Origin of the sequence: Ferribacterium limneticum (assembly GCF_020510585.1) — a bacterium.
Lineage (GTDB): Bacteria > Pseudomonadota > Gammaproteobacteria > Burkholderiales > Rhodocyclaceae > Azonexus.
On the sequence record NZ_CP075190.1, the window covers coordinates 2,741,793 to 2,754,275 of the forward strand.

10 protein-coding genes are annotated in these 12,483 nt (G+C 57.0%); 7 read left to right on the forward strand and 3 right to left on the reverse strand.

Going from position 1 to position 12,483, the window contains the following annotated elements; genetic code table 11:
* The first annotated feature begins 65 nt into the window (after positions 1-65).
* The 7 genes from KI613_RS13245 to KI613_RS21415 all read left to right on the forward strand — a co-directional run bounded on the left by KI613_RS13245 (position 66) and on the right by KI613_RS21415 (position 8,727).
* The gene (locus KI613_RS13245) at positions 66-2,699 is read left to right on the forward strand and encodes an EAL domain-containing protein (RefSeq protein WP_226400217.1); all 2,634 of its coding nucleotides are present in this window, start codon (positions 66-68) and stop codon (positions 2,697-2,699) included.
* 843 nt (positions 2,700-3,542) lie between these two features.
* Positions 3,543-4,451: a helix-turn-helix transcriptional regulator gene (locus KI613_RS13250; protein WP_226400219.1), complete on the forward strand. Its 909-nt coding sequence runs from the start codon at positions 3,543-3,545 to the stop codon at positions 4,449-4,451.
* A gap of 53 nt (positions 4,452-4,504) precedes the next feature.
* Positions 4,505-4,780, forward strand: coding sequence for a multiubiquitin domain-containing protein (locus tag KI613_RS13255; RefSeq protein WP_226400221.1), 276 nt, complete (start codon positions 4,505-4,507; stop codon positions 4,778-4,780).
* Complete coding sequence (locus KI613_RS13260) at positions 4,781-5,179, forward strand: E2/UBC family protein (protein ID WP_226400223.1); 399 nt, start codon at positions 4,781-4,783, stop codon at positions 5,177-5,179.
* The gene (locus tag KI613_RS13265; protein WP_226400225.1) at positions 5,176-6,513 is read left to right on the forward strand and encodes a HesA/MoeB/ThiF family protein; all 1,338 of its coding nucleotides are present in this window, start codon (positions 5,176-5,178) and stop codon (positions 6,511-6,513) included. The genes KI613_RS13260 and KI613_RS13265 overlap by 4 nt, the downstream gene beginning before the upstream one ends.
* Before the next feature lies 1 nt (position 6,514).
* Positions 6,515-8,200 carry a hypothetical protein gene (locus tag KI613_RS13270; RefSeq protein WP_226400227.1) on the forward strand — a complete coding sequence of 562 codons (1,686 nt, stop codon included), beginning with the start codon at positions 6,515-6,517 and terminating at the stop codon, positions 8,198-8,200.
* An 8-nt stretch (positions 8,201-8,208) separates the two neighbouring features.
* On the forward strand, positions 8,209-8,727 hold the full coding sequence (locus KI613_RS21415) for a DUF6527 family protein (RefSeq protein WP_226400229.1): 519 nt from the start codon (positions 8,209-8,211) through the stop codon (positions 8,725-8,727).
* Positions 8,728-8,780: 53 nt separating this feature from the next.
* Here the strand turns inward: KI613_RS21415 and KI613_RS21420 are convergent, their stop codons facing one another.
* The 3 genes from KI613_RS21420 to KI613_RS13290 all read right to left on the reverse strand — a co-directional run bounded on the left by KI613_RS21420 (position 8,781) and on the right by KI613_RS13290 (position 12,385).
* On the reverse strand, positions 8,781-9,368 hold the full coding sequence (locus KI613_RS21420) for a DUF6527 family protein (protein ID WP_226400231.1): 588 nt from the start codon (positions 9,366-9,368) through the stop codon (positions 8,781-8,783).
* Positions 9,369-9,836: 468 nt separating this feature from the next.
* A complete protein-coding gene (locus tag KI613_RS13285; protein ID WP_226400233.1) occupies positions 9,837-11,861 on the reverse strand; it encodes an ATP-binding protein in 2,025 nt (674 codons plus the stop codon).
* Positions 11,858-12,385 carry a YfiR family protein gene (locus tag KI613_RS13290; protein ID WP_226400235.1) on the reverse strand — a complete coding sequence of 176 codons (528 nt, stop codon included), beginning with the start codon at positions 12,383-12,385 and terminating at the stop codon, positions 11,858-11,860. The genes KI613_RS13285 and KI613_RS13290 overlap by 4 nt, the downstream gene beginning before the upstream one ends.
* Between the last annotated feature and the right edge of the window lie 98 nt (positions 12,386-12,483).

The following is a 12,483-nucleotide window of genomic DNA, read 5'->3' on the forward strand; positions in this document are numbered from 1 at the left end:
CTATGATTGATGGAACGTGCCGGCCCACATTGGCTGGCGGCCGGAATTAGTCTAAGGATAACGACATGGACGATGCGCTGTTCGAAGGCCTTCTGGAAGCGGCACCTGATGGAATCATCATCGTCGATGCCGATGGGCGCATCATGATCGCGAACGCGCAAATCGAAACACTGTTCGGCTATACCCGGCAAGAACTGATCGGACAACTGGTCGACCTCCTGGTTCCCGAGGCGCTGCGCGCCGGACACCCGACGCATCGCCAAGACTTCCACCGCCAGCCCCGCACGCGCCGGATGGGGATTACTCGCGGCCTCCACGCACGGCGCAAGGACGGTTCGGAGTTTGCCGCCGACATCAGTCTCTCCGCTCACGCAACCCCGCAGGGCGTCCTCGTGACCGCAGTCGTTCGCGACATCTCCGACATCATCCAGACCGAGAAGGAATTGCGGCGCATCAATCGGATGCTGCGGGTTCTCTCGCTGTGCAACGAGACCTTGGTGCACGCGCACGACGAGACCGAGCTGTTGGAAGCTATCTGTCGACATCTCGTGGACGTGGGCGGTTATCGCCTTGCCTGGGTGGGCTTCGCGCTTCACGACGACAAGCGGACGGTGCAACCGGTCGCGCAGGCCGGTACCGGCGAGGGCTTGGTCGATCAAACTCGTTTTACCTGGGGCGACGATGCGTTGGGACACGGGCCGGTCGGTGACGCTATCCGCCAGGGCCAGCCGTCGGTGGCGCATCATTTGGCCGAGCACCCCGATTTCCAAACCTGCCGGGCAACGTTGGCGACCCATGGCATCTCGACGATCCTGGCCCTGCCGCTGCACAACAAGGGGATTAGCTTTGGCGTGCTCAACCTCTATGCGGCAGACCCCGATGCCTTCGACGCGGAAGAAATAAAACTCCTCCAGGAGCTCTCGAGCGATCTGGGATACGGCATCCGCAGCCTGCGCGAGACCGAAGCGCGCGAGCGCTTCGAGCGCGAACTGGAATTCCGGGACAACTTCGACACCCTGACCGGACTGCCCAATGCCAAGCTGTGCCTTGAGCGGCTGCGTCAGGCGATCGTCGACGCCGGACGCAGTGGTCGGATGGCTGCGGTCCTGGTCGTGAACCTGGATCGCTTCAAGCTCGTCAAGGAAAGCCTCGGTCACCTCGCCAGCCGCGAGCTCCTCAAATGCGTCGGGCAGCAGTTGTCTATCTGCCTGCGCGATGGCGATACGGTCGCCCGGCTGTCCGGCGACGAATTCACCGTGGTGATGTGCGAAGTGGGCAAGATCGAGGATGTCGAGCAGGTCGCCGGCCGCTTGCTCGACGCGGTGGCGCAGCCGCTGCTGCTCAGCGGGCACACCCTGCGCATGACCGCCAGCGTCGGCATCAGCCTCTATCCGACGGACGCCGCGACCGCGGAAACGCTGCTCGGCCACGCCGAAGCCGCCAGCTACAGTACCCAAGCGCTCGACAGCAACACCTATCGCTTCTATGACCCGGAAATGAACGCCCACTTATCCGCCCGGCTTGATATGGAAAACGATCTGCGGCGCGCTATCGAGCACGGCGAACTGGTGCTGCATTTCCAGCCCAAGGTCAATCTGGCGCGCGGCCAGATGGAAGGGGCGGAGGCGTTGGTGCGCTGGCAACATCCCAGCAAGGGCTTGGTGCCACCGGTCGAATTCATCCCGCTGGCGGAAGAAAGCGGGCTTATCCTTCCCTTGGGGGAGTGGGTGATCGACCAAACCTGCCGTCAGATTCGCATCTGGCTCGATGCCGGGCTGGCCGTGCCGGTCATCGCAGTCAATCTGTCGCCGCGGCAGTTCCGCCAGGAGCATCTGGCGCGGACCATCGTCCGCGCGCTCAATGCGTACGAACTGGAAGCCAAGTACCTTGAGTTCGAGATCACCGAGAGCGCCGCCATGCATGATCTGGAGGCGACGCTTGCGATCCTGCGCGAGCTCAAGGGGCTTGGCCTCAAGCTGTCGCTCGACGACTTCGGCACCGGTTACTCGAGTCTGGCGTATCTAAAGCGCTTCCCGATCGATCACCTCAAGATCGATCGTGCCTTCGTGCGCGACCTGATCAGCGATCCCGACGATGCGGCGATCTGCCTCGCGATCATCAACCTGGCCCACAGCCTCAAGCTGATCGTCATCGCCGAAGGCGTCGAAAGCGAGGCCCAAATGAACTATCTGCGGCGCCACGGCTGTGACGATATCCAAGGCTATTTTTTCAGCCGCCCGGTACCGGCGGTGGAATTTGCGCAGCTCCTGGGCGAGTGGATGCCCTTGCCCGCCGACGTGCCAGAAGACGAGCGGCCGACGCTCCTGATCGTGGACGACGAGGTCGGCATGATCAGTGCCCTGCAGCGTCTGCTGCGCCGCGAGGGCTATCGGATTCTGACCGCCGGCAGCGCGCAGAAGGGGTTCGAGTTGCTGGCCACCCACGACGTGCATGTAATCCTCTCCGACCAACGGATGCCCCAGATGAGCGGGACCGAATTCCTCTCCCGGGTCCGGGAACTCTATCCGGACACCATCCGCATCGTACTTTCCGGCTACACCGACCTCGACACCGTCACCGGGGCAGTTAACCGCGGCGCAATCTACAAGTTCTTGACCAAACCGTGGGACGACGACCAATTGCGCGACCAACTGCGCGAGGCGTTTCGGCACCAGGGCGGGGCGAGCCGTCGGAACTGAGGCACATCATCGTAGTTTCAACGTTGAGGTGTAATGGCAGATATATGCCCTAACGCAACTACGGGTGGAGCTATCAACTCACGCAGCCCTTGCCAACCTCTGTGCTTTACGTCATCGCTTTCCCGCTTGGCAACTCGCCGTGACGGCCGATACCATTTAACTTAAACCAACCGGCCTCCATGAAAACCGGGGCGATTCATTCTTCTCTGCAGTAGATGAACAGAGTAACGAGGTACATTGCTCGTTTTACGATCAATTATTTTCACGTTAGTAATTTATGCCGCGCAAAATAATTGCTCGTAATCGCCGAGGTGGCTACCCCGCCGCCAGGCGCTAAGGAGTTACGCGGAAAAACAGTCGGCTGCGATGATTGATGCTGGCTGGTTGCTGGTCTTGGGTACGTCAGCGGCCATAGCCGGCTGCTTCCGCCGACTTTCTGCCAGTTGTCATAGGAATGAGGCCGTTGTTCGGCCAGAACGGTCATCGGGGATCTTCCCCAATTTGGTCCGTAATGCACCGCTTATCGGCCATTGAGCTCCGACTCATGTTGAACAGCGGCCTCCTTCCTTTTTCGCGACCTCATGCGCCGGGCCCTATCCTGCTTTTCGTAGCATTAACGACCCAAGGGCCGGCGACAAAGTACAGCGGCGATGCGCGACTACCAGCCTCTGACACCGCCTTGGCCAGTACTAACCACGGAATCAGTTCACGGAACCAACATGTATTGAACACGTCCGGCCGCGTAAAAGCTCGGCTGAACCCTCTTGGAGTTTGACAAAATATACGTCGTGTTTTACGATTAAACTGATTTCACGACCAATCATATTTTAAGCCGAATAACCAATGAGCGAATTGACGCTTGCCGATGACGATGTAGGGGGCAATTCCGATGATCGGCAGCCCCGCCACGGCCGCTGGGGGCTAGATCGGCGTCTGGAGTTCATAGAATTTCGCCTGCTCTGGGAAGGCAAAATCAATCGCGGCGAATTGGCAGACTTCTTTGGCGTGTCCATCCAGCAAGCTTCTCTGGATTTCGCCAAGTACATGGTTCTGGCCGAGCGCAACATGGAATACGACCGGAGCGAGAAGGTGTATCGCGCCACCCAAGAATTCACCCCCCGATTCCTCGCACCAAATACACAGACGTTCCTTAATCAGCTGGCCAACTTAACCACCGGCACTCTCTCTCCGGCCATGGGCTTCATCGGTTCGCGGCCACCATGTGATGTGGTCGCGCTGCCTACACGCCACGTCCGCACCGACGTGCTGCTGGCAGTTCTTTGGGCCATTCGGGATGGTGCTGAGATCGAGGTGACCTACCAGTCCATGCGCCGGCCATCGGCAACCAGACGCTGGATCACTCCTCATTCACTCGCTTTTGACGGCGCTAGATGGCATGCGCGCGCCTGGTGTCACGATGCCAATGCGTTTCGTGACTTCGTGCTCACTCGAATTCAGGAAATTCATGCACGTCGGAAGAGCGATGTCAACTCATTGGCGGATTCTGACTGGCATACGCAAGTGGTGGTAATCATAGAGCCGAAGCCCGACCTTACCCTCGCTCAGCGGGATTCGGTCATCACCGATTACGGAATGCAGAACGGTAAACTCTTCCGGACACTCCGCCGAGCCCTTGTTCAATATTTTGTTCGACATCTGCGGATCGACGGCCCCGAACCGACCGGGCAACCAATCATCTGGGCGAATCGCGACGAACTGAAGGACTTAGTGGACTTACGCAGGTTGTATTAGGCAATAAGTGGCTCTCTTGATTAACATCGTTGCATATTACGGAGGTAACTGAAATGACCGACGGCAAAGAAGGTAAAGAAGGTAAAGAAGGTAAAGACAAGGTGAAACTCAATCATTTCTTCGTCGATGCCAAGAAGTATGAAACTGCTCAAACGGCGCTTACGGGAGCGGAAATCAAGGCTATCGCAGGAGTCGCGGCGAACTACCAGCTCTTCCTCGAAGAACAAGGAGATGATCCGGACAAAGCCATCGGCGATGGCGAGGCGGTGAACCTTGCCGAGCGGGTGAAGCACTTCTTCGCTGTTCCGCCAGCGACCTTTGGTGCGTAAATGATTGACGAACAGTTTGCCCAAATCCAGGGCTACCTCCGGGACGAAAAAGGGCTCGATGCAAGCATCGAGCGCCTGAGCACCGGCGGCCATCTTGTCACCATCAAGGATGTACCCGTCAGAGGTGGTTGGGATCGTGAGAAGGTCGGCGTCATGTTCGTCGCACCACCCGGTTACCCGGCCGCAAAACCGGACTGTTTTTGGGTGACACCAAACCTACGGCTTGCCAACGGCGCACCTCCGCAAAGTGCCAACGACGGCACTCCCATACCGGGTGATCCGTCGCCCGGCCGACCGCTCACATGGTTCTCCTGGCATCTGCAAAGTTGGGACCCCAACCTCGACAAGCTGATGACGTTCTATAGCGCCATAATGCAGCGCCTAATCCCAGCGCGATGATTCAGATCGGCATCTCCAGGGCTCACGCAGAGGAAGTCGCCCGCGCTGTTCTTGGGGGCGACGTCGAGCGTTGCGCAGTGCTTTATGCTTCTCGGGCATTACCAGAGAGCGGTGGCTTGCGCCTCGTTGTCAAGGAAGTCGAGGTCCCCGAGCCGGATAGTTACTCGCAGCAGAGCAAATTTGCGAGCGAACTCAATCCGGCGTTGGTTGCAAAGATTAGCAAGAGAGCAAAGTTGCGCGGTGAGTCGATCGTGTTCGTCCACTCGCACCCTGGGGACGAACGACCGCAATTTTCACGAGTCGACAACATGGGCGAGCGCCGCTTGGCGGAGTTTTTGGCGACGAGGACGCCTGATATTCCGCATGCTTCGATAGTAATTAGCGCGGGAGGATGGCGTGCGCGCAAGCTCGGCACATCCATTCCCGTGAAGGTCGTTTCGATTGGGGAGCAACGCCGAGTACTCTTCGATCCCGACGATTGCGGCGGTTCGATTACCACTGCCCTATTCGACCGCCAGGTAAGGGCGTTTGGCGAGGCCGGACAGCGTGTCATTAGCTCACTTACGGTTGCAATCGTCGGCTTGGGTGGCACAGGATCGGTGGCCGCCGAACAGCTTGCTCACTTGGGAGTGCGCCGATTCATCCTCATCGATCCCGACGCTATAGAGCAAACCAACCTGAATCGCGTCGTAGGCGCGTGCCATGCCGACATTGATCGTCCGAAAGTTGATGTCGCAGCGGAGCATATTTGCTCGATAGCCCCGGACATCGAGATAACGCGAGTTCAAGGCGATGTGACCCGCACTCATACCGCGAGAGCGTTACTGCCGGCCGACTTTATTTTTTCTTGTACAGATTCTCATGGCAGCCGTGCTGTCATTCAGCAGGTCGCCTATCAGTACCTAATCCCATGCATTGATGTCGGTTCGGTGCTCACTGCTACCGCGGGCCAGGTAACGGGTATACACGGACGTGTCCAGGCACTGGCTCCGGGACTGCCGTGTTTCACCTGTAGCGGGCTCATTGACGCGGAACAGGTTCGGCGAGACATGATGAATGACGACGAGCGGCGTCTCGATCCGTATATTCAGGGAGGGCGCGAACCCGCGCCGGCAGTCATCTCCATCAATGCCACCATTACCTCCTTGGCTGTAACCATGTTTATGGCGATCACAGTCGGTGTTCCCAGTGACGGGCGCTATATCCTCTACAACGCGAAGGGGCCATCGCTTAGATCGGTAAGGGCCACTCAGAATCCAGCATGCTACATCTGTTCGCCTCGCGGGGTGCTTGCCCGAGGTGATTCTCAGTCGTTGTTCACCAGGGACGAATAACGTGGCTATTCGAGAATTCTCACCCGAAGGTGTACATCGCCTGAAAGTTGCGTTCTTCAACGAATTGCCGGAAGAGTCAATCGAGTCCCGATTCAAGGAGCGGGGCTTTGTATGCATAAAGTGCACCGAATCCGAACTCACCGATCCAAGCTTTGTCTCATTTCTTGATGCCGTCGTATTCTCCCAACGTCCGGAAAAGCGGACCGGCTTGAACAAGGTACTGGAGACGGTGCCGCTGCTCCTGAACAATGACGTCCGCGTCTACATCCGCATGGCATCGGACCCTGAAAGGACTTCTGGTGCTCGCGACAAGGTTGTCGATACCTTGCTGCGCTTGCAGCTTCCGATGGCAAATATCACGCCCGAAGAATGGAGTCGGATCCCGGACCAAAGACGCGAGCGTGAGAAGGCATTCCTCGCTCCTTATGTCTACCTCGTCGATGCATCCGCCGACTGGAGCAAGATTACTCACGTCATTTGCGACCGACCGGCTGGAGGCACGCCCAATACGGCAATAAAGATCAATGGATCGGACTACCTAGCGAACGGCGACCTGGCGATTCACCGAGAGCGCCTCCTGCTCATCCAACGAGCCTTCCATGATTGCGACGAATTGCACGTCGAACCTATGATCGACGGGTTGTCAGGGGCACCCGTATTTAAGGTGTACGCGAAGCTACAACACGCACAAGGAGCCCTGCCGAGCAACTGGCCGTACCTGTACTTCGTCAAGTTGGGCCCGCGCAAGACGATAGCGGATGAGTATGACAAATATGTTGGAAGGGCGATCCATCACGTACCGTTCCACCTCGGCCCAAGGCTGCGTCTGGGACGATGCAATCTCGGGACGTCGCAGGGTATTTTGGTTGGGGATTTTGTCGAAGGTGCGGAGTCCATCCGCGATTGTGCGTCCGCTGGACGTGCAGGACATGCGATTGCAAACTTGTTCGATAAGACGCTAGGGCCTTGGCGGAAGCAGGCACACCACACGAAACGCTCCCTCAAAGAGTACCTTGGGAAGAAATGGCTGACGAAAGACGGACAGGAGATTGCGCTTCCGCCTAAACGTGCGGAAATAGTTAGGCAACTTGGCGGCATTCCTGACGTCGCGCCCCTACGGAAGGTATTTGAGCAGATCGGCGACCACGCCGGAGCCATCTGCGGCCCCGCTCACGGAGACTTGCATGCGGCGAATGTTCTCGTCCGCAATGGCGACGCCATCATTATCGACTTCGAGAAGATGGAGGATGAGTTTCCGATGCTCTACGACCCAGCGTCCCTGGAATCCGGGTTGGTCATGGATGGATTCGTGCGTGATAAACGAGCCAAAAACGCACCGGAAGAGTTATTGGAATTGATCCGTCCGCTGTATACAGGAAACGCGCTAATCGCACTCACCGTCCCGTATCACGCGGCGAATCCTGCCTCCTGGCTTTTTGATTGCGCCGCCCAGATTCGGACTCTGTCTCGGCATGCGGAGAGTACCGCTGGACAATATGCCCTTGTGCTTGCACTGTGCCTCATTCGAAAGGGCTGCAATCCGGATCCTTTCGAACCGATTAACGAAAACCTTCGTGCAATATCCTTTGTCCTAGGGCAAAGCATTCTGCTGGACCTCGCCTCCATGCTCACTGTGCAAGCGCGTACTGTTTGCCGAAATGAGACTTGTAGCGAGCGCATTGCCTAATCGACTCAATGCCGAAGCTCAGCCTTAAAGCGACTATTTCGTCCCGAAGTTCCGCTGAAGCGTTCCTGACGGCACCGGGCGACGCAGTCATAGTTGATCGAGACGGGCTTCGCTGGCTCTTTCTGAGTTGCCCATGTGGTTGCGGAGCCGCCATACCCGTTAACCTTGATCCGCGAGCCGGTCCGGCATGGCGCTTGTATCAAGGAATGGGCGGGATAAGTCTTTATCCGTCCGTAGTGCGGCGCACGGATTGTAGGAGCCACTTCATCGTCCATCGAGGCTCCATCCTGATGTTAGGAACCCGCTACGATAGCCACGATTTTTACGTAGACAGGAACCTGGCCAGCTTGGAGGAGGAGACGTTCACTCATCTTTCGTGGCTTCACACCAAGAGTACCGAAGAAATAGCCGATAGCATCGCTGGCAGCATCCCATGGGACATATTGCAATGCTGTCGACGGCTTGTTCGTAGGGGCCTCGCTGTGGAAGGACGAGGTCGTAACAGAGGACGATTCAAAAGAGCTTGAAAGTGTGAGCGTGGAAGTTTGTTTCCTGGCGCACCGGTTTGAGCGATTGACCGCTACGCCAAAATGTCTATCTTTCCTGCTTGGGGTGGCGTTCCGCCCGCTAGGTCATATCTGCAGAAAAACCCCTGCTTTCCCTCAATGGCGCGGCGTTGACGAACAAGTGCATTGCACGCCCAGAGGACTTCCCATGGAATCATACGAAGGTCTTCTGCGATGGTTTCAAAGCTCGTAAAGCCACTGCTGCTTAACCTAGCTAGTACCGACGATAAAAAGCTCTCATCGAAGACTGGCTCCGCAGTTGTGCGGGTATCGGGCCAAAGAATCTTGTCCCTCCAGACAATGAAGTGCGCGCGACACCCGGTGTCCCTCCAGACGGATGGGAAAATCGTAAGGTCTTGTCCGGTATCGTACGTCCGCCACGCCTTCCCCACACGCCGATCGAGATTGATCGGAAGAATTTCTCCGCAACCGTCAGGGCATGCCATTACGATGGAGCGCGGGACCCCACGTACCACGAGAACGTAGTCCCCTGGGGAATGAAGCTTCGGAATAGCTTCCGAAAACCTCGAAGTGCTTCCTCTTGAATTAATTCGATGAGCTAGTCCCAATGCAATTGCTCCAAATTGTCGGCTTGGCGACATTCTAAGACCTATGCCCCCAGCTCAATCACAAACCGACCCATAACAATCATGGCTGTAGCCTGAAGTGACAAGCAATCTTTCGGAAGGGGCTCTTGGTCTACGGCGGCTGGTCTATTCATTGCGGACGTCGGAGGCTCTGACCGCCGAAGTCCGCTTCGGCCGAGCTGCCGACTGTTGTCGGTAGCATGAGGCCGGATCTCGGCCTTAACGGACGTTGGTCTTCAGATAAAGCAAAGGCCCGTAAGTTGTCTTCACCGGCCATTCGCTAGCCGCTGCCGGAGCGGCCGCATTGCCTATACCGTTACGGCAGATTGGTGACCTTTGCGGGCGGTCAGGCTTTGGGGTTACGGACAATCAATGCCTGAACTCACCTGCCTAGCGCTGCTTATCGCGACAGGCGGGGGGAAGGACTGCTCAGAAGTGAATGCCGGACATCCGGAAAACACGAATTCCAACCAAGTTCGTTTGTCAGGCAGGCGATTCATCTTGATCCCGAAATTGCTCCAGCGCGCAATCAATGGCTTTGTTCAGTTCTTCAATGTTGATCGGTTTAGTGATGTAGCGGAAAAAGCCGATGTGCAGTCCCGCTGTGACATCTCGGGGCATCGCATTAGCCGTAACGGCGATTACAGGTATATGCGCGGTTTCAGGCGTTTCCCGCAGAATCTTCAGGGCGTCAATGCCATTCATGCCGGGTAGATTGATGTCCATAAGGATCACCTCTGGCAAATGGATGCAAGCCAGTTCAATGCCAAGATGGGCATCAGGTGCCGACAGCATGCGAAGGCCAGGGCGGAAGCGAATGATTTCTTCCACCAGCTTCAGATTGGCTGGGTTGTCTTCCACGTAGAGCAGTGTTTGCACCGTGTCATCATGTTGAATCACCGGGGATTGGGCGCGGGCTGGGAGGATATCCTCATCTGGCTTGGCGGCTGTGGGAGACACAGACCTCAATTCGATCCAGAACACACTGCCAATTCCGGGCGTGCTGCTGACACCGATCTCTCCACCCATCAGGTCCACCAGGCGCTTTGTCACGACCAAACCAATTCCGGTTCCTTCCACTGCCCCGGCTTCCTGCCCCAGACGATTGAAGGGCTTAAACAAGCCCTCAAGCTGAATCGGGCTCAGACCGACTCCGGTGTCCCTGACCGAAATACGAATCCGTTCGGCGTCGATCGGCTCGTACTCGATGGCCACTGCGCCCGAGGAACGATTGTATTTGACTGCGTTGGAAAGAAGATTGAGGAGAACTTGCTTTAGGCGAGTGCGATCGGCTAAGACATTCAGCCCGAGATCATCGGGAAATATCGTTTGAATATTGTATTGATGCCCCATTGGTTCAATCATGGCCCGGCATTCCTGCATCACCTCGGCGATGGCGACGGGTTCCAGCGAGAGCGTCATGGCACCCGATTCGACCTTGGCCAGATCAAGGATCTCGTTAATCAGGGTCAGTAGATGTCGGCCCGCCTTGAGGATGTGATTGGTAAAGTCCTTCTTCTGTGCCAGCGTGGTTGGCATCGTATCTGTGACCAAGATTTCCGCAAAACCGAGGATGGCGTTGAGGGGGGTGCGTAGTTCATGGCTCATGCTGGAGAGGAATGTCGACTTGGCACGATTGGCTTCCTCCGCGGCGGTAGTCGCCAACTCCAGTTCCCGGTTCGATCGCTCAAGCGCTGCCGTCCGTTCGCGAACCCGCATTTCGAGGCCCGCATTTAGGCGCATCACCTCCTGCTGGGCAATCTTCCGCTCTTCGGCTTCGCGCGCTATTTCCTGGCTTGACACCTCCAGAGCTGCCGTGCGCCGTTCGATCTCGGCCAGCATGTCGTTGAACGAGTTGACCAGCATTCCAATCTCGTCATCGCTCATTTTTTCGGCACGACGCGAGTAATCGCGCTGCTCGACAACCTCGCGGGCGACGTTGGCAATCGCAAATATCGGCTGAGTTACCACGCGTTCAAGACGCGAAATCAAGAAAAATGCAATCACCATGGCCATGATGGATAGAAGCGCCGTCAGGCTCGCATTGTTGAGGATTGTTCCGAGCAAGTCGTAGTCGACGCGTAAATAGACCGTGCCCAGAATGACGCCATCCTTGATGATGCGCTTGAAGAGAATCAGGCTATTACCTTCAACACGAATGTTGTCGGCTTCAGGCAGTGTTGGGAATGGACTCGAATTTTCGGCTGCGGAATAGCTGGCGAACAGGTTGCCGCGTTCATTGTAGATAGCTGCGGCACGAACCTGCGACCGGAACTCGAGCAATTTCAGATTTTCTGCAGCGAGTCGCTGGTCATCGAAAATGAGCGCCGGCGAGGTCATGCGCCCCAGCAGTTCAGACTGCGTGCTCATGTCGGCGATCAGATTGCGGTGAAACGTCCAGAGTTGGATAGCGACCGTCCCTAGAAAAGCGACAAACAGCGCCGTAAAAGTGCTAACCAGCACGATTCCCAGCAGCTTTTCGCGAATGGAAAGGGGCCGGAGTTTCATAGCGCTTCTTTCACAACCTTGTACGCAGCCGCCAGCATCAGCGCACTGATCTTCAGGCGTCCAGCCTCTACCGGTGCGAGGGCGACCTCGAAACGCAAGCGGTCTTGGGTGACCACGAAATTGACCATACTGCCTAATGCGTAGGCACCATCTGAGTCGGTTACGGTCAACACCGGGCGCCCCTTCAAGGCAGCATAAATCTCAATCAACCTGTTTCTTTCCAGCCGACCAAGAAACAGCACATGGATGTCAGTCGGGGAGTCGCTGCGCTGCAGCTTGCGTACCCTGAGTGATCTGCCGTTGACTGTCCTGCCTGCGACAAGATTGACCAGTTCATCGGCCAAGTCATCCTCGCCCATCACGCCGATGATGATCGGGCTGTCGGCACCGGTAAATGCCCCGGGTGGCCATTCAACAAAACCGGTGAATTTGTGGAGATACGCGGCTTTGACCTGGCGTTCGATTTCCGTGATGCGCTGTGCCGTCTGGGCCATCGCCTCCGATGAAAGCTGAAACGGCCCCACCAGCAAACCTCCTAGCGCCAGCCAGGTAGCGCAACAACAGGCCGAAAGGGAGATTGATCGGTTCATCTTGGTCGGGAATCGAGAGTTTTCAGCACGAG

Coding starts and splice junctions, on each gene's coding strand:
- KI613_RS13245 (WP_226400217.1), top strand. CDS start 66: ATGGACGATGCGCTGTTCGAAGGCCTTCTGGAAGCGGCACCTGATGGA.
- KI613_RS13250 (WP_226400219.1), top strand. CDS start 3,543: ATGAGCGAATTGACGCTTGCCGATGACGATGTAGGGGGCAATTCCGAT.
- KI613_RS13255 (WP_226400221.1), top strand. CDS start 4,505: ATGACCGACGGCAAAGAAGGTAAAGAAGGTAAAGAAGGTAAAGACAAG.
- KI613_RS13260 (WP_226400223.1), top strand. CDS start 4,781: ATGATTGACGAACAGTTTGCCCAAATCCAGGGCTACCTCCGGGACGAA.
- KI613_RS13265 (WP_226400225.1), top strand. CDS start 5,176: ATGATTCAGATCGGCATCTCCAGGGCTCACGCAGAGGAAGTCGCCCGC.
- KI613_RS21415 (WP_226400229.1), top strand. CDS start 8,209: ATGCCGAAGCTCAGCCTTAAAGCGACTATTTCGTCCCGAAGTTCCGCT.
- KI613_RS21420 (WP_226400231.1), bottom strand. CDS start 9,368: ATGTCGCCAAGCCGACAATTTGGAGCAATTGCATTGGGACTAGCTCAT.
- KI613_RS13285 (WP_226400233.1), bottom strand. CDS start 11,861: ATGAAACTCCGGCCCCTTTCCATTCGCGAAAAGCTGCTGGGAATCGTG.